The 17,120-nt window shown below is 63.9% G+C and carries 13 protein-coding genes and 2 tRNA genes; 10 read left to right on the top strand and 5 right to left on the bottom strand.

Annotated elements, in window-relative coordinates; genetic code table 11:
- Window positions 1–106 precede the first annotated feature (106 nt).
- A complete protein-coding gene (locus BJY26_RS16135; RefSeq protein ID WP_179429201.1) occupies window positions 107–745 on the top strand; it encodes a mycothiol-dependent nitroreductase Rv2466c family protein in 639 nt (212 codons plus the stop codon).
- Window positions 746–860: 115 nt separating this feature from the next.
- Here the strand turns inward: BJY26_RS16135 and yczR are convergent, their stop codons facing one another.
- Window positions 861–2,294, bottom strand: coding sequence for a MocR-like transcription factor YczR (gene yczR / locus BJY26_RS16130; RefSeq protein WP_179429200.1), 1,434 nt, complete (start codon window positions 2,292–2,294; stop codon window positions 861–863).
- Between the two features lie 92 nt (window positions 2,295–2,386).
- On the opposite strand from yczR, the gene yczE reads away from it, so the two are divergent.
- Together yczE and BJY26_RS16120 are read left to right on the top strand one after the other, a co-directional pair.
- Window positions 2,387–3,019: a membrane protein YczE gene (yczE, locus tag BJY26_RS16125; RefSeq protein ID WP_179429199.1), complete on the top strand. Its 633-nt coding sequence runs from the start codon at window positions 2,387–2,389 to the stop codon at window positions 3,017–3,019.
- Between the two features lie 25 nt (window positions 3,020–3,044).
- The gene (locus tag BJY26_RS16120) at window positions 3,045–3,527 is read left to right on the top strand and encodes a ribose-5-phosphate isomerase (RefSeq protein WP_179429198.1); all 483 of its coding nucleotides are present in this window, start codon (window positions 3,045–3,047) and stop codon (window positions 3,525–3,527) included.
- 16 nt (window positions 3,528–3,543) lie between these two features.
- Here the strand turns inward: BJY26_RS16120 and BJY26_RS16115 are convergent, their stop codons facing one another.
- The 3 genes from BJY26_RS16115 to BJY26_RS16105 form a co-directional block, all read right to left on the bottom strand.
- Entirely contained in the window at window positions 3,544–4,017 is a 474-nt protein-coding gene (locus tag BJY26_RS16115; protein ID WP_179429197.1) for a Fur family transcriptional regulator, read from the bottom strand.
- 91 nt (window positions 4,018–4,108) lie between these two features.
- Entirely contained in the window at window positions 4,109–4,576 is a 468-nt protein-coding gene (locus tag BJY26_RS16110; protein ID WP_179429196.1) for a Dps family protein, read from the bottom strand.
- A gap of 415 nt (window positions 4,577–4,991) precedes the next feature.
- A tRNA-Gly gene (locus tag BJY26_RS16105) sits at window positions 4,992–5,065 on the bottom strand.
- A 134-nt stretch (window positions 5,066–5,199) separates the two neighbouring features.
- On the opposite strand from BJY26_RS16105, the gene BJY26_RS16100 reads away from it, so the two are divergent.
- The 5 genes from BJY26_RS16100 to clpX all read left to right on the top strand — a co-directional run bounded on the left by BJY26_RS16100 (window position 5,200) and on the right by clpX (window position 9,740).
- Window positions 5,200–5,273, top strand: a tRNA-Pro gene (locus BJY26_RS16100).
- Between the two features lie 92 nt (window positions 5,274–5,365).
- The gene (gene tig, locus BJY26_RS16095; RefSeq protein WP_179429195.1) at window positions 5,366–6,751 is read left to right on the top strand and encodes a trigger factor; all 1,386 of its coding nucleotides are present in this window, start codon (window positions 5,366–5,368) and stop codon (window positions 6,749–6,751) included.
- A 216-nt stretch (window positions 6,752–6,967) separates the two neighbouring features.
- Window positions 6,968–7,606 (top strand): ATP-dependent Clp protease proteolytic subunit, encoded by a 639-nt coding sequence (locus BJY26_RS16090; protein WP_308191273.1) that lies wholly within the window; start codon window positions 6,968–6,970, stop codon window positions 7,604–7,606.
- Between the two features lie 36 nt (window positions 7,607–7,642).
- Entirely contained in the window at window positions 7,643–8,314 is a 672-nt protein-coding gene (locus BJY26_RS16085; protein ID WP_269151231.1) for an ATP-dependent Clp protease proteolytic subunit, read from the top strand.
- A gap of 142 nt (window positions 8,315–8,456) precedes the next feature.
- A complete protein-coding gene (clpX, locus tag BJY26_RS16080) occupies window positions 8,457–9,740 on the top strand; it encodes an ATP-dependent Clp protease ATP-binding subunit ClpX (RefSeq protein WP_179429193.1) in 1,284 nt (427 codons plus the stop codon).
- A 74-nt stretch (window positions 9,741–9,814) separates the two neighbouring features.
- Here clpX and valS read toward each other — a convergent pair whose 3' ends face one another.
- Window positions 9,815–12,514 (bottom strand): valine--tRNA ligase, encoded by a 2,700-nt coding sequence (gene valS / locus BJY26_RS16075; protein ID WP_179429192.1) that lies wholly within the window; start codon window positions 12,512–12,514, stop codon window positions 9,815–9,817.
- Window positions 12,515–12,642: 128 nt separating this feature from the next.
- Here valS and BJY26_RS16070 point away from each other — a divergent pair, with 128 nt between their 5' ends.
- Together BJY26_RS16070 and ileS are read left to right on the top strand one after the other, a co-directional pair.
- A complete protein-coding gene (locus BJY26_RS16070; protein WP_179429191.1) occupies window positions 12,643–13,419 on the top strand; it encodes an SDR family oxidoreductase in 777 nt (258 codons plus the stop codon).
- A gap of 443 nt (window positions 13,420–13,862) precedes the next feature.
- Window positions 13,863–17,120 (top strand): isoleucine--tRNA ligase, encoded by a 3,258-nt coding sequence (gene ileS, locus BJY26_RS16065; RefSeq protein ID WP_179429190.1) that lies wholly within the window; start codon window positions 13,863–13,865, stop codon window positions 17,118–17,120.

The raw sequence follows: 17,120 nt of genomic DNA, 5'->3' as shown, positions 1-17,120 counted from the left end.
TAATCCGATGCGTTTCTACGTTAGACGACAGTGAACGTGAGCGGTCTCACCGGTCACCGGATCGGTGAGCAAAGGCCGCACCCAACCGTACCGACAGGAGATGTCAATGAACGCCGCCGCGAACGACCGGGCCACTGCGCAAGCCGTTGCAACAACAGGAGGATCGGCCGCACAAACAGTGGATTTCTGGTTCGATCCGGTATGCCCGTGGGCGTGGATGACCAGCCGATGGATCCACGAAGTGGCAACGGTGCGCGACATCGACGTCCGGTGGCACGTGATGAGCCTGGCAATTCTGAATGACAAGGACACGACCGATCCCGCTTGGCTGCCCGTCCGTGTGGTGACCGCCGCTGCGGAGCAGCATGGCAACGAAGTCGTGGGGGACTTGTACACGGCCATCGGCTCGCGCATTCACCCCGGCGGCGAGCAGGACTTCCGGGTCGCCGTCGCATCGGCGCTCGCCGAGCTCGAGTTGCCGGCCGAATTGATCAAATACGGAGACACCACCGATTACGACGACGCGGTGCGCGCGTCGCACAACGATGGAATCGACAGGGTGGGGCAGGACGTCGGCACACCGGTCATCTCGGTCGACGGCGTCGCGTTCTTCGGCCCCGTGGTCACGCCGGCTCCGAAAGGCGAAGCGGCGGCGAAGCTGTTCGACGGCGTCGTCTCGGTCGCCGAGACCCCGGGATTCTTCGAACTCAAGCGCTCGCGGACGAAAGAACCGCAGTTCGACTGAGCGGTCGTCTCTGAGCCTGTCGGGCCTGCCTGCACGACGTACCCTGACCGGTGTGACCCGGCCGGTTCGACTGGCCGGTTCGACTGGCCGGTTGGGCCGGTTCGATTGGCCGGTGTCAGATGACGAGAGATTCGTCGTCCGGAACCTTCCGGCACGGCGCCGCTGACGATCCGAGCACCTGGTGCCAGCTCGTCTCCAACAGGTCGAGCGCTCGAAGCGTGGTGTCCGTGTCGAAAGTGATGGGGACGCGCACGAAGCGTTCGAACGCGCCGTCCAGCCCGAACCTGGGGCCCGGCGGGATACGCAGGCCGTTCTCGAGCGCGCGGATCGCCAGTTGTGAACTGACGGGGCGGTCCAACCGGGCCCACACGGTATGGCCGCCCCGGACTCGCGGCACCGTCCACGAGGGAAAACGACGGCCGAGCTCGGCCACCACGAGGTCACGAGACGCGCGTAGCCGCAAGCGCATATCGTCAAGCACGGGCCGGTAGTCCCGCAGGAGCACCGTGCAGATCAATTGTTCGAGAATCGGCGTGCCCAGATCGGCGGCTGGTCGAGCTTGCAGGATTTGCGACACCCTCGCGGAATCGGCTCGGATCCAGCCGACTCGGAGGCCGCCCCACATGGTCTTGCCGACCGAGCCGAGGAGAATCGCCGGTCCATATGCGGCAAGCGGCAGGAACTGTTGCCGCTCATCGATAGCGAGCTCGGCGGTCGTCTCATCAGCGATGACGATGGTGCCGGCGTCCGCCGCGGCGCGGGTGAACGCCGTCCGCAAGTCCGCCGGCATGCAGGCGCCGGTCGGATTGTGGAAGTCCGGCATCACGTACGCGAGAGCAGGCTTGGCGGTGCGAATCGTTCGCAACAGGTCCTCGGCGTCCCAGCCATCCGCCGACACCGGAGTGGTGACAAGCCGCGCGCCGCTCATGCGGGCCGCATCGAAGGATTGCGGGAATCCCGGCGATTCCACCAGGATGTGCCGTCCCGGCCCACCGAACATCCGCATGAGCAGCCCGGACGCATGCTGGGCGCCGACGGTGACGACGATGTTCCCGGCAGCAGTGGGCAGGCCTCGATCCGTGTAGCGCGCGGCGACGGCTTCTCGCAGTTCGGGGATGCCCCTCAAGTCGTAGCCGGTCCCGGCCAGATATTCGGGGAACATGTCGAGAGCTTGCTGAGTCGCCGCGTGCAGTCCGGGGCTGGCGGGCGTCGCCGCCGACGTGAAATCGATCTGGCTCGGCCGATCGGGCAGCTCGGCATCACCGCCGTGCGGAAGCCGCGTGAACGACCCCGACCCCTGCCGGCGCTGGACGTAGCCCAGATCTCTCAAGTGGTTATAGGCGCCGGTGACGGTGGTCCGCGATGTTTCCAAGCGCGCGGCGAGTTCGCGTTCGGCAGGCAGCGGCGCGCCCACTGAAAGCCGTCCGTCCAGGACGAGCAGCTTGATCCGGTCGGCAAGGCGCCGGTAGGCGGGCGAATGCTGTGTGTCGGGAGCGCGCCAGCCGTCGAGCAATGTGACAAGTTGGCGGGCTCCAATTCGCTGTGCCATGTTTGTCTCCGCGATGCGTGGACTGCGTCGGTAATCCAATTCTGTGAAATTGGATATTGATTATAAGGCCAATTATACGGTGTGCTGAAAGGGTGACATTTTTCCCGCGCTTTTGCCGCCTGCTGATCGGCCTTTTCCTCTACGGAATCGCCGACTCGTTTTTGGTGCGTGGTGCGATCGGTTTGCCGGGATGGGACGTTCTGGCGCAAGGGCTGTCGTTTCACACCGGAATCGCGTACGGCTGGATGGCGAATATCATTGGCGCCGTCGTCCTGCTCCTCTGGATCCCCGTGCGGGTCAAGCCCGGCATCGGAACGGTACTCAACGTGCTGCTTGTCGGCACTTCCGCGCAACTCGGACTCACCGTAATCCCGGAATTGGAATCATTGTGGATTCGTGTGCCGCTCTTTCTCGCCGGACTGGTACTGATGGGCTTCGCGACGGGACTTTATATCGGCCCCCGATTCGGGCCGGGCCCGCGGGACGGGTTGATGACCGGCCTCGTGGCCAGGACCGGCTGGAAGATTTGGATCATCCGCACGCTGATCGAAGCGTCGGTGCTCGTCGTCGGGTGGCTGCTGGGCGGCAATGTCGGCATCGGCACTGTCGTGTTCTTTGTCGGTATCGGCCCCGTTTGCCAGGTGTTCATGCCCATGCTGGCGGTCCCGGCACCGGGGGAGCCCCGCGCGAAGGAAGCGGCAGCCGGTGGTCGTCCGGCCGCGTGAACGGCGGCGTGGAAGAATAGTCGGCATGCGCGTACATGTGGGAACCGATCATGCCGGATTCGAGTTGAAAGAGGCGCTGAAGTCGCATTTGCAGGCGTCGGGGCACGAGGTGGTCGACCACGGTGCCCACGTGCTCGACAAAGAAGACGACTATCCGGCGTTCTGCATTGCTGCCGGGCTGGGCGTGGTGGAGGATCAGCGTGCCGGCACTCGGGCCTTGGGCGTTGTCATCGGCGGATCGGGCAACGGCGAGCAGATCGCGGCGAATAAGGTGCCCGGTGTGCGTGCTGCGCTGGTCTGGAATCAGCGGACTGCGACCCTTGCCCGAGAACACAATGATGCGAACGTAGCCTCGGTGGGCGCCCGCGAGCACGACGAGGAAACCGCGCTGGCGCTTATTGACGCGTTCTTGGCCGAGCCGTTCAGCGGAGAAGCCCGCCATAGTCGCCGGATCGACATCGTCAGCGAGTACGAAACCAGCCACAGCGCACCGGCGGCGCAGTCCTGACGGTCCGCGCGTGTCGTTAAAGCGTGTGCGACTTGGCGTTGCATTCGGGGCAGAGCCCCCGGTAGACGATCTGCGCCGATTCGATCAGGGCTCCGGGTAGTCGTTCGAACAACGCTTCACCGGGTGGATCGGTGACGCCCGCTGCGGCGTCCGACCGGTGCGCCGGCACGTCGACGATTCGGCCGCAGCCGCGGCACAGCAAATGATGGTGGTAGTCCGACGCGACTTCGTAGAGCGCGACTCCGGATCCGGCTTCGGCTTGAATGACCAGACCGATGGAGACCAACGTGCCCAATGCGTTGTACACGCTGGCGCGCGGAAGCGCCGGCCCGCTGCGGGCCGTGTACTCCAGTACCTCATCGGCGGATCGGTGGCCGCCGAGTTCGGCCAGCGCCGAATAAACGGCGCGGCGAGGACCCGTCGAACGCAGGCCGGCGCTTCGCAGCCGCTCGGCAAGTTCGGCGGTGGACAACGTTTGCGGTGTCGACATCAGGGGTGCACTGCCTTGAACAAGAAGAGAACGGATGACCTGCGGGCGGCGCTCACGCAGAGACAGCCGCCCGCAGGATTGTCATGATGAATCAGCCGCGCTGGGCGTCGAAGAACCAGCGGTGCTTGTCGAGGCCGCGGAGAATTTCGATCATGACGTCTTCGCTCATCGGGTCGGCCTCGCCCAGTGCCGGCTGAGCTTCGCGTCCGAGCGCGATGATCTTGTCGAGAGCGTCGATGATCAAGTCGAGCGTCTTTTCGACTGTTTGGTACCCCTCGGGGTAGGAACTGGCCGCCGCGGTCGACGCAATCGCCGGTCGTCCGTCGGTCGGGGCTCCCAAGGCGATGACGCGCTCGGCGACCGTATCGGCCCATTCGCGGACGTCGTCCACGAGCGTGTCGAGGTATTCGTGGACCGGCAGGAAAGCGGCGCCGCGAACGTGCCAATGTGCCTGCTTGCCGACGAGCGACAGTGCGCTGAGTTCAGCGACCATCGGGTTCATCAGCTGGGCGACCGTGGCAACAGTTTCCTTTTGTGCTGCAAGTGTGGCGGAAGTCATGGTGTGCGCTCCTTTATCGATAATCGCGGGCAGGTTTCGGGTTCCGGAATCCAATGTCCGTAGGCCGTCCTCAGTAAGGTAAGCCTTAGCTTTATTTAGACATCTTCTTAATTTGGAACATATTTAAATAATACGACTTCGACGCTGTTGTGCAAGCAAGGTAGGCCTTGCTTGGTGCTGGGATCGCGCTGATCGCCCCCGAGCGGCGGCGAATGGCTGCCGGCCTGTCCCGAGTGGCGGCGAATGGCTGGAAATTTTGAAAATTTCCAGCCATTCGCCGCCACTCGGCGCCGGGGCAAAGCTGGGGCGGGTGAAATGGGGCCGGGCGGAAACGGGCGCCGGGGCAAAGCCGGGGCCGGTGGAATGGAGCGGTGCGTACGACAAAGCCCCCGAACGCCGAGGCGCCGGGGGCCGGTGGAGGGGATGACGGGAATCGAACCCGCACCATCAGTTTGGAAGACTGAGGCTCTACCATTGAGCTACATCCCCGAGCCGAGTTGCTCGACAACAAGAGTACACGAGGACGGACGCCGGGCCACATCCCGGCCGTCGGCGGCGCGCCCTCGGCGCCGGGTCGATGTGCGTTACACCCGTTCTTGCCCGTAAGATGCCAGATGTATGAACGGGGTGTAGCGCAGCTTGGTAGCGCATCTGGTTTGGGACCAGAGGGTCGCAGGTTCAAATCCTGTCACCCCGACACTTACGCGGCCGGGCCCGGTTAAGGGCTGATCCGCGTCGGTGCAATCGTGACCGGTCATTATCGACAATTATTACAGGAGAACAATCGCCGTGAAGAGCGCCGTCGAGACTTTGAACCCGACCCGGGTGAAGCTGTCCGTCGAGGTTCCGTTTGACGAGCTCAAGCCGAACATCGACAAGGCATACAAGTCCATTTCCGAGCAGGTCCAGGTTCCCGGATTCCGCAAAGGTAAGGTTCCTGCCCGCATCATCGACCAGCGGGTCGGCCGTCCGGCCGTTCTGCAGGAAGCAGTGAACGACGGACTGGACGGATTCTTCCGCGAGGCCGTGGACGAGCACGAGCTTCGCCCGCTGGGTACCCCCGAGGTCGAGGTCAGCGAGATCCCCGGTTTGGACGGGTCCGATGAAGGCGAACTTTCATTCACCGTCGAGGTCGATGTGCGCCCGACCGTCGAGTTGCCCGATTACGCAACCCTGAAGGTCGAGGTGGCACCGCTCGCCGTCACCGATGACGACGTCGCGAAGGCTCTCGATGGTCTGCGTGAGCGCTTCGGCACGCTGTCCACCGTCGACCGGCCGGCGGCCGCCGATGATTTCGTCACGCTCGATCTGACGGCATCGATCGACGGCGTGGAAGTCGACTCGGCGTCCGGCGTGTCATATCAGATCGGCTCGGAAACGATGCTTGACGGTATGGACGAGGCATTGACCGGCCTGAGCGCGGATGAAGAGACGACATTCGAAACGACTCTCGCCGGCGGCGAACACGAAGGCGAGACCGCCCAGGTCAAGGTTTCCGTGTCGAACGTCAAGGAACGTGAACTGCCCGAGGCCGACGACGAGTTCGCTCAGCTCGCCAGCGAATTCGACACGATCGATGAGCTGAAGGAAGACCTGAAGTCGCAGGCCGGCAAGGACAAGGAATTCGAGCAGGGCATCGAGGCGCGCGACAAGTTGCTCGACACGCTGCTCGACGCGATCGAGATCCCCGTTCCGGAAAAGATCGTCGAAGAACAGGTGCACGAACATCTCGAGCGCGAAGACCGCCTGAACGATGACGAACACCGCACCGAGGTCACCGAAGAGACGCAAAAGGGCCTGCGCACGCAGTTCCTGCTGGACGCCGTCGCGGAGGCCGAGGAGGTCGAGGTGTCCCAGCAGGAGCTGATCGAATACCTGATCTCGACGGCGCAGCAGTACAACATGAACCCGAACGAGTTCGCCAAGATGATCGATGAGAGCGGCCAGGTTCCCGCAATGGTCTCGGAAGTCGGACGCCGCAAGGCTCTGGCCGCCGTCCTGGCCCAGGTGTCCGTCGTCGACACGGCCGGCAACGCCGTCGACCTGACGAATTTCGTCACGCCGGCGGAGGAAGCCGGCGGGGCCGATGACGAGGCCGACGACTCTGAAGCGGACGACGCCGGCGAGCCGGACGACGGGCCCGCTGCAGATGATCCGGGTGCCGTTCGGATCTGATCCGTCTACCACCACTCCACCTTGAGCGGCCCGAGAAATCGGGCCGCTTTTGGTTTCGGTACGTCGTTGTTGCAGCAAAGCGCCCGGCCGGCACGAAAATCGAGCTCGTGCGCTGTTGGCGAACAGGGCTCTTTTGGGGAGTAATCGAGGCGCCAGTCGGGTTATTGTCCGATGACAGGCATAGTAAAGATCCACCACGAACGCGGGAGTTGTCACGTGAGTCAGAATTCAACCGAGACCGCTACCCCTACCGCCCAGACCGGCGGGCAGGGATTAGGCCTGGACGATCACATCTACAATCGTCTGCTGAAAGAACGCATCATTTGGCTGGGCGCCGAAGTGCGTGACGAGAACGCCAACGCCATCTGCGCACAGATGATGCTGTTGGCCGCCGAAGATCCGGAAAAGGACATCTGGCTCTATATCAATTCGCCGGGCGGATCGGTCACGGCCGGCATGGCGATCTACGACACCATGCAATACGTGCAGCCGGACGTCGCGACCGTCGGCATGGGCATGGCGGCTTCGATGGGACAGTTCCTGCTGTCGTCCGGGGCCCAGGGCAAGCGCTTCGCCACGCCCCACACGCGCATCCTGATGCATCAGCCGCTTGGCGGAATCGGCGGCACTGCGACCGATATCAAGATCCAGGCCCAGCTGATCTTGCACATGAAACGACAGATGGCCGAGCTGACTGCCGAACAGACCGGCAAGTCCGTTGAGCAGATCCTGAAGGACAACGACCGCGATCACTGGTTCACGGCACCGGAAGCACTCGAATACGGATTCATCGATCAGGTGGTCTCGTCCGCCGGGGACGTCCGCGGAGGCGGCGGCACCGGAAACTCCAACTGACCCGATCATCAACTGTTCTACATCGTTAGAGGAATCATGAATTCAAACTTTTCCCAGTCAATGGCCGTGAACCCCGCGTATATGCCCAACGACCGGTACGTGATGCCGCAGTTCGAAGAGCGCACGCCGTACGGGTTCAAACGACAGGATCCGTACACCAAACTGTTCGAAGATCGCGTGATCTTCCTGGGCGTGCAGGTCGATGACGTATCGGCCGACGACATCATGGCGCAGCTGCTCGTGCTCGAGAGCCAGGATCCCGACCGCGACATCACGCTGTACATCAACTCCCCGGGCGGATCGTTCACGGCGCTGACCGCCATTTACGACACGATGCAGTATGTGAAGCCCGATATCCAGACGGTCTGCCTGGGGCAGGCAGCGTCCGCCGCCGCCGTCCTGCTTGCCGCGGGAGCGCCGGGGAAGCGCTTGGCGTTGCCGAACGCGCGGATCCTCATCCATCAGCCCGCCATGCAGGGCCAGGGCCAAGGACAGGCGTCGGATATCGAAATCCAGGCCGCCGAGGTGCTGCGCATGCGCACCTGGCTCGAGGAGACGCTGTCGGCGCACTCGAACAAGTCGCCGGAGGAAGTCAACAACGACATCGAACGCGATCTGTTCCTCACCGCCGATCAGGCCAAGGAATACGGACTGGTCGACCAGGTGCTCGGCTCGCGCAAGGCCGCCGGACAGATCAGCCGGGGCTGATCGGCCGCCGGTACGGCTGGGCCCATCCGGCCGGGTTCGACACACCTGACATTCAGGGGCGCCGGACCCGGCCGCTTCCTTTAGGGTGGGAGGTAAGCGATATCGTTGATGCAAGTCGGCGGTGAGGATTGGAAGGGACTCGATGCCTCGTTTGGGAGAGAGCGCTGATCTGCTGAAGTGCTCGTTCTGCGGAAAGAGCCAAAAGCAGGTCATCAAGTTGATCGCCGGACCCGGCGTGTACATCTGCAATGAGTGCATCGATCTGTGCAACGAGATCATTGAAGAAGAGCTGGGCGAAACGACCGAACTCGGCCTGGGCGAATTGCCCAAGCCGCGTGAGATCTACGACTTCCTGCAGGAATACGTCGTCGGTCAGGAGCCTGCGAAGAAGGCTCTCTCGGTGGCTGTGTACAACCATTACAAGCGGGTCAAGGCCGGCCAGGAATCCGAGACCGGCGCGCATAACGACGAGGTCGAGCTCGCCAAATCCAACATTCTGCTGATCGGCCCGACCGGCTGCGGCAAGACGTACTTGGCGCAAACTCTGGCCCGCCGGCTTAATGTCCCGTTCGCCGTGGCGGACGCGACGGCGCTGACCGAAGCCGGATACGTCGGCGAAGACGTCGAGAACATCTTGTTGAAGCTGATCCAGGCTGCCGACTACGACGTCGCCAAAGCCCAGACCGGCATCATCTACATCGACGAGATCGACAAGATCGCCCGCAAGTCCGAGAATCCATCGATCACCCGCGATGTTTCCGGTGAGGGCGTGCAACAAGCCCTGCTGAAGATTCTTGAAGGTACTCAGGCCTCGGTTCCGCCGCAGGGCGGGCGTAAACATCCGCATCAAGACTTCATTCAGATCGATACGACGAACGTGCTGTTCATCGTGGCCGGCGCTTTCGCCGGACTCGACGACATTATCGCCGGTCGCAAGGGCAAGCACGGTATCGGGTTCGGCTCGCCGTTGCACACCAAGTCCGACGAGGTCGACATCTTCAGCGAAGTGATGCCCGAGGACTTGCTGAAGTTCGGGCTGATCCCGGAATTCATCGGACGCCTGCCGGTGCTCACCACCGTGTCGAACCTCGACCGGCCCGCGTTGATGGAGATCCTGTGCACGCCAAAGAACGCGCTGGTCAAGCAGTACGAGCGGATGTTCGACCTGGACAATGTGGAACTTGTCTTCGAACAAGACGCACTTGAAGCGATAGCGGACCAGGCACTGTTGCGGGGAACGGGCGCCCGCGGCCTGCGCTCGATCATGGAAGAGGTTCTGCAGCCGGTCATGTTCGACGTGCCGAGCCGTGAGGACATCGCCCGGGTCGTCATCACGCGGGACGTCGTGCTGGAAAACGTGGCGCCGACACTGGTGCCGCAGGGCAAAGCGAATTCGTCGCGGCAGCGAGACGAGAAGTCCGCTTAGCGAGTCCGTTTATCGGCTTTGCCGCGTTCCGTTCCGCTCAGCGGTGCTCGAACCGGCGCTGACGGCGAGCTCGCTCAGCCGTCGGCCGGAACCAGTTCCACGTCCGAGACCGTGATGTCGGCGTCGGACGCGTCCGCGGCGGCCGTCAGCTCCAAATCTGCGACCCGCCCTGCTGCCCGCAAATCGCCGGCTCCCGACTCGATGCGGTCGATGTCGCCCTGCGTCGCCGAGATGACCGCACGCTTGACCTCGGTACGCTGGGACACCTTGGCTTCCGATTTGGCGCGGCGCACTTCGCCAAGAGCCGCGCCGAGCGCCGTGAGAACCTCGGAATCGCCGTCGACGTCGGCAGCCACCGGCCACGCGGCTCGGTGCACCGAGCCGCGACGCCACCACGACCACACCTCTTCCGTTGCAAACGGCAAGAACGGGGCGAACAACCGCAAGAGCGTATCCAAGGAGGTCGCCAACGTGGTGAGCGCCGACTGCTTTTGCTCGTCGCCGGCGGCGCCGTATGCGCGATCTTTGATGAGTTCGACGTAATCGTCGGTGAACGTCCAAAAGAACGATTCGGTCAGGTTCAACGCCTTGGCGTAGTCGTAGGCCTCCATCGCCGCGGTGGCGTCCTTGGTCACTGTAGCCAGCCGGGTCAGGACCGACCTGTCGAGCGAATTCGGCACCGTCGTCATGCCCTCGGTGCCGAGAATCGCCGACGAATCTGCTCCCAGGTTGAGAGCGAACTTCGAGGCGTTCAACAGCTTCATGGCCAGTCGTCGGCCGATCTTCATCTGGTCGGTGTTGTAGGCCGTGTCGGCTCCGAGGCGCGCCGAGGCCGCCCAATAGCGGACGGCGTCCGGTCCGAAGCCCGGCTTTTCCTCGACAAGGATGTCACTCGGGACGACGACGTTGCCCTTGGACTTCGACATCTTCTTCCGGTCGGGGTCCAGGATCCATCCGGAAATTGCCGTGTTCGTCCACGGCACGCTCGACTGCAAGGCGTTGGCCCGCACCACCGTCGAGAACAGCCAGGTACGGATGATGTCGTGTGCTTGCGGACGCAGGTCGAACGGGAAGACCTTGGCGAACAACTCTTCGTCGCGGCTCCACCCACCGAGGATTTGCGGGGTCAGCGACGAGGTGGCCCACGTGTCCAGCACGTCCGGGTCGGCGATGAACCCTCCCGGCTGGTCGCGTTGGTCACCGGTGAACCCGGGGGCCGGGTCGGCGGCCGGGTCGACCGGCAGTGCAGCGTCGTCCGGCACAATCGGATCGGCATAATCGGGTCGGCCCTCGGCGTCCAGCCGGTACCACAACGGCATCGGAACGCCGAAGAAACGCTGCCGGGACACCAGCCAATCGCCGTTCAGACCGTCCACCCAGTTCTCGTACCGGGACCGCATGAATTCCGGATGCCAGTTCATTTCGCGGCCGCGCCCCACAAGCGTTTCTCGCCGGTCGGCATCGCGTCCGCCGTTGCGGATGTACCACTGTCGCGAGGTGACGACTTCGAGCGGCTTGTCGCCCTTTTCATAGAACGGCACGGGGTGGGTGACGGGCTTGGGGTCGCCGTCCAGGTCGCCGCTTTCGCGCAACAGGTCGACCATGATCTCGCGGGCCGTGAACGTCGTCTTCCCGGCCAACTGCGAGTAAGCGTCCGCGCCGCCGTCCGCGCCGTCGGAGATCCACGCGGGCACGTCGGCAATGATCCGCCCATCGCGACCGACCACGGGCCGGGTGGGCAGGTTCAATTCGCGCCACCAGGTCACGTCGGTCATATCGCCGAACGTGCAGATCATCGCGATACCGGATCCCTTGTCGGCCTTGGCGAGTTCATGCGCCACCACCGGCACTTCGACGCCGAAGATCGGCGATTTCACCGTCGTACCGAATAGCGGCTGATAGCGCTCGTCGTCCGGGTGAGCCACCAGCGCGACGACTGCCGGGATGAGTTCGGGGCGGGTCGTTTCGATGTGGACCGGCTTGCCGCCGTCCGGCGAGGCGAATGCCACGCGATGGTAGGCGCCGGGGCGTTCGCGGTCTTCGAGCTCGGCCTGCGCCACCGCCGTGCGGAAGCTCACGTCCCACATGGTCGGCGCATCGGCCGAATACGCGTCGCCCGAAGCCAGATTCGCCAAGAACGCCCGCTGGCTGACCGCTCGCGACACGTCGTCGATGGTGCGGTACGTCAGCGACCAATCGACGGAGACGCCGACCTTCCGGAACAGGTCCTCGAACACCTTCTCGTCCGTCACTGCCAGTCGCTCGCACAATTCGATGAAGTTGCGACGCGAGACGGCGACAAAATCGCGAGAGTTCTTTGCCGGCTTCTCGGGCGGCTCGAAAGACTCGTCGTAGGCAAGCGTCGGATCGCACCGGACGCCGAAATAGTTTTGCACGCGCCGCTCGGTCGGCAGACCGTTGTCGTCCCAGCCCAGCGGGTAAAAGACCTCTTTGCCGCGCATTCGCTGGAAGCGGGCGATCACGTCGGTCTGCGTGTACGAGAAAATGTGCCCGACGTGCAGCGAGCCGGACGCCGTCGGCGGGGGAGTGTCGATCGAATAGATCTTCTCGCGAGGAGCTGTGCGGTCGAATGCGTACGTGTGCTGCTGATGCCAAACCGCGTCCCATTTCGCGGCAAGTCCCTCGACGCTGGGCTTGTCCGGAACCGTCACCGTCGGCGCAGCCTGGTCGACTGCCCGGCCGGCGGCGGGGACGACGGCCGGGTCGGTGGTCGGACTCGGAGCGGCAGCGGAATTCGGATCGGGAATTGTCATGGCTAAATCTTCCCATGACGTCGTGGAAGGCGAAAACCAGCCCGCAATGACCGCTACCGTCGACGCGCACGGCGTGGCAGACTCGAAGGGCCAGGGCCGACAAAGAGCCGATGAGAAGGGACTTATCCATGACCGAGAACGAGTCGACGACGGGAACCCGGCGCGCAGTCGTCACGGGCGCGAGCTCGGGAATGGGCGCGTCGAGCGTCCGCAAACTGCGCGCTGCGGGTTGGGAGGTCGTGGCTGTCGCTCGCCGTGCCGACAAACTCGAGTCGCTTGCGGCCGAGACCGGCGCGCAGGCGATCGTGGCGGACGTGACCAAGGACGGCGACGTCGAGCGGTTGATTGCCGATGTCACTGCGGGCGGCCCGGTGCATGCCGTGCTGAATATCGCCGGCGGCGCCATCGGTTCGGACCCCGTGGAAACCGGCAGCATCGATGACTGGCAGGCGATGTACGACGTGAACGTGCTCGGCGTGCTTCGCGTGACGCAGGGATTGCTGCCGGCGTTGCGCGAATCCGGGCAAGGCGATGTGCTCATCCTGTCCTCGACGGCCGGTCGCGTGTCCTACGAGGGCGGCGGCGGGTACGTGGCAGCCAAACACGGTGCCACGGTGATTGCCGAGACCCTGCGTCTCGAGCTGGCCGGCGAGCCGATCCGCGTCATCGAGATCGCGCCGGGCATGGTGGCCACCGATGAGTTTTCCCTCAACCGGTTCGGCGGCGACACGGCCAAGGCGGCCAAGGTGTACGAGGGCGTCGAGAAGCCGTTGACCGCCGACGACATCGCCGACGCCATCGTGTGGACCCTCACCCGTCCGCACCACGTGAACATCGACCTCATGGTGATGCGGCCCATCGCCCAGGCCGCTCAGCACAAAGTGGCACGCGGGGTCGGGCTCTAGCTCGAACCTACCCGCGCCGAGTGGTGGTGAATGGCTGGCCGCCCGCGCCGAGTGGTGGTGAATGGCTGGCCGCCCGCGCCGAGTGGTGGTGAATGGCTGCGAAATCGTTGATTTCGCAGCCATTCACCACCACTCGGCGGAGGGGGAAGCCGCCCGCGATACCGATTGGACATGCCGGGATAGAATTGTGCCTACAGGCATCGATCCGGCCATCACCGGGGAGCCTCCGGAAGAACGGCACGGCCGGCCCCGCCGACCATGCCCGGTAGAACCGGACGGGAGCGCCCGTCAACGCGCACTGATGAGCGGCCCGAAACCGTCCAAGCGGCGAACCGGGCAAGCGGGGTGGTACCGCGGCGCACTGCCGAGAGGCCGGCGCGTCGTCCTTGCACCGATCGTCGCACGCGCGGCGGACAGTTTACTGCGGACAATAGCGAGGACGAATGAACTACCCGATGGCCACCACCGGTGAAACCGGCGCAGTAGCGGCGAGCCCGCGCTTTCCGGAGATCGAGGCGCGCATCCTGAAGTACTGGGATGCCGACGGCACGTTCCGGGCAAGCGTCGAAGCGCGCGATGCCGGGAACGACGGCAGCAACGAATTCGTCTTTTACGACGGCCCTCCCTTTGCCAACGGACTGCCGCACTATGGCCACCTGCTCACCGGATACGCCAAGGACGTCGTCCCGCGCTACCAAACGATGCGCGGACGGCGGGTGGAACGTCGCTTTGGCTGGGACACCCACGGGCTCCCGGCCGAACTGGAGGCCGAACGGCAGCTCGGCATCACCGACAAATCGCAGATCGACACCATGGGTATCGCTGCGTTCAATGCGGCCTGCCGCGAATCGGTGTTGCGCTATACCGACGAATGGCAGGAGTACGTCACCCGGCAAGGGCGCTGGGTCGACTTCGAGAACGACTACAAGACTCTCAACATCGAGTACATGGAGTCGGTCATCTGGGGCTTCAAACAGCTCTGGGACAAAGGGCTGGTTTACGAAGGCTATCGAGTACTTCCGTATTGCTGGCGCGATCAAACGCCGCTGTCCAACCACGAATTGCGCATGGACGACGACGTGTACCAATCGCGCCAGGATCCCGCCGTGACGATCGGCTATCGCCTGAGCACCGGTGAACTCGCCCTCATCTGGACGACGACGCCCTGGACGGTGCCGAGCAACCAGGCCATGGCGGTGAATCCGGACGTCGATTACGTCCTGATCGAGCCGGGTACCGATTCGCCGCTGTCCGGCGAAAAGGTCATCCTGGCCGAAGCGCGCATGCACGCCTATGAAAAGGAACTCGGGCCGAACGCGATAGTCACCGAATCATTCAAGGGCACCGAGTTGGTCGGCCGTCGCTACGCCCCGCCGTTCGGCTATTTCGAAGACCGGCAAGCCGAGTTCGGCGAGAAGATGCACACCATCTTGGCCGCTGATTTCGTCACTGTGGACGACGGCACCGGAATCGTGCACCAGTCGCCGGCCTTTGGTGAAGAAGACAAGGCCCTGACCGACCGATACGGCATCACTGCGGTACGACCGGTCGACGAACGCGGCGAGTTCGATTCCCGCGTGCCCGATTACGCCGGGCAACTGGTGTTCGACGCCAACGCGGCGATCATTCGCGATTTAAAGAACCACACGGGCCCGGTCGAGGGCCGCGGCACCGTCCTGGTGCGGCATGAGACGTACGAGCACTCGTATCCGCACTGCTGGCGTTGCCGCAACCCGCTCATCTACCGGGCCGTCGAGAGCTGGTTCGTCTCGGTGACGAAGTTCCGTGACCGGATGGTCGAATTGAACCAGGACATCACCTGGGTGCCGGAAAACGTGAAGGACGGACAGTTCGGCAACTGGCTGGCGAACGCCCGGGACTGGTCGATCTCGCGGAACCGTTTTTGGGGCACGCCGATCCCGATCTGGGTTTCGGACGATCCCGAATATCCGCGGACCGACGTATACGGGTCGCTCGACGAGATCGAAGCCGATTTCGGCGTGCGGCCGACCGACTTGCACAGGCCGTTCATCGACGAGCTGACCCGGCCGAACCCGGACGATCCTACGGGTAAGTCCACAATGCGGCGCGTCACCGACGTGTTCGACGTATGGTTCGATTCCGGATCCATGCCGTACGCCCAAGTGCACTATCCGTTCGAATCGGCCGACTGGTTCGAACACCACTATCCGGGCGACTTCATCGTCGAATACATCGGCCAGACACGCGGCTGGTTCTACATGCTGCACGTGCTGGCCACCGCGATCTTCGACAAGCCGGCGTTCCGGTCGGTCATTTGCCACGGCACGGTGCTGGGCAGCGACGGGCTGAAGATGTCGAAGTCGTTGCGCAACTACCCGGACGTGAACGAAGTGTTCGATCGTGACGGCTCCGATGCCATGCGATGGTTCTTGATGTCTTCGCCCATCTTGCGCGGCGGCAACCTGATCGTGACCGAACAGGGCATCCGGGACGGCGTCCGGCAGGTGCTGTTGCCGCTGTGGAACACGTGGCACTTCTTCGCCACCTATGCCAATGCTGCGGACGCGGCGGACGGCGCGACGTCCGGGTATCTGGCGAAGCTCGGTGCCGAGTCGACCGAAGTGCTCGACAGGTACCTGCTGACGAAGACGCAGACGCTCGTCGAGACAGTGCAAAGCCAGCAGGACAAGTACGACATCTCGGGCGCGTGCGAATCGGTGCGTGACTACCTCGACATGCTCACCAATTGGTACGTGCGTCGCTCCCGACGCAGGTTTTGGGACGGCGGCGCGGACACCCGGCCGTCGTTCGACACCCTGTTCACCTGCCTCGAGGCGTTTTGCCGAGTCGCGGCACCGCTGCTGCCGATGACTACGGAAGAGATCTACCGCGGGCTGACCGGCGCCCGAAGCGTGCACTTGACCGATTATCCGACGGGCGAGCAATTCGGCACGGACTTCGAACTCGTCGACCGGATGGACGCCACTCGCGAGATCTGCTCGGTCGCGTCCAGCTTGCGCAAGGCCGAGAATTTGCGCGTCCGGCTGCCGCTGGCGAAGCTGACGGTCGTCGTGCCCGAGCCCGAAGGTCTGACCGGCGAGTTCACTTCGGTCATCGCGGACGAGCTCAACGTGCGTCAGGTCGAGGTTCTCGGGCTGGCGGATAGAGAGGCTGCCGGATTCACCTTGACCGACAAGCTCACGGTCAACGCCCGGGCAGCCGGACCGCGGTTGGGCAAGAGCGTGCAACAAGCCATCAAAGGATCGAAAACCGGTGACTGGACGTCGTCCGGCGGATCGGTCACGTCCGGCGGGATCGAGTTGCACGAGGGCGAATACACGCTCGAAACAGTTGTCGACCAGGCTGCCGGCGACGATGACCGGGCCGTTGCGCTGTTGTCGTCGGGCGGGTTCGTCGCGCTCGACACCTCCGTGAACGACGACTTGGCCGCCGAGGGCATCGCACGCGATGTCGTCCGCGCCATCCAGCAAGCTCGTCGCGACGCGGGACTCGACGTGAGCGACAGAATTGATTTGACTCTCACGGCAGATGACGCCGTGACGACGGCAGTGACCCGACACACGGATTTGGTCACTGCCGAGACGCTCACCGCCGACCTGGCCGTCGAGACCGGGTCGGGCGACGGCAAGGGCGTCGAAGTGGGCGACGGCAGCCGGGTATGGATCGCAGTGACAAAAACCGAACGGACGGGAGTCTGA

The organism is Spelaeicoccus albus, assembly GCF_013409065.1.
Lineage (GTDB): Bacteria > Actinomycetota > Actinomycetes > Actinomycetales > Brevibacteriaceae > Spelaeicoccus > Spelaeicoccus albus.
The sequence above is the reverse complement of the archived record's forward strand: the minus strand, read 5'-3'. Positions and strand labels throughout refer to the sequence as shown.

Coding starts and splice junctions, on each gene's coding strand:
- BJY26_RS16135 (WP_179429201.1), top strand. CDS start 107: ATGAACGCCGCCGCGAACGACCGGGCCACTGCGCAAGCCGTTGCAACA.
- yczR (WP_179429200.1), bottom strand. CDS start 2,294: ATGGCACAGCGAATTGGAGCCCGCCAACTTGTCACATTGCTCGACGGC.
- BJY26_RS16120 (WP_179429198.1), top strand. CDS start 3,045: ATGCGCGTACATGTGGGAACCGATCATGCCGGATTCGAGTTGAAAGAG.
- BJY26_RS16115 (WP_179429197.1), bottom strand. CDS start 4,017: ATGTCGACACCGCAAACGTTGTCCACCGCCGAACTTGCCGAGCGGCTG.
- BJY26_RS16110 (WP_179429196.1), bottom strand. CDS start 4,576: ATGACTTCCGCCACACTTGCAGCACAAAAGGAAACTGTTGCCACGGTC.
- BJY26_RS16085 (WP_269151231.1), top strand. CDS start 7,643: ATGAATTCAAACTTTTCCCAGTCAATGGCCGTGAACCCCGCGTATATG.
- clpX (WP_179429193.1), top strand. CDS start 8,457: ATGCCTCGTTTGGGAGAGAGCGCTGATCTGCTGAAGTGCTCGTTCTGC.
- valS (WP_179429192.1), bottom strand. CDS start 12,514: ATGACAATTCCCGATCCGAATTCCGCTGCCGCTCCGAGTCCGACCACC.
- BJY26_RS16070 (WP_179429191.1), top strand. CDS start 12,643: ATGACCGAGAACGAGTCGACGACGGGAACCCGGCGCGCAGTCGTCACG.
- ileS (WP_179429190.1), top strand. CDS start 13,863: ATGAACTACCCGATGGCCACCACCGGTGAAACCGGCGCAGTAGCGGCG.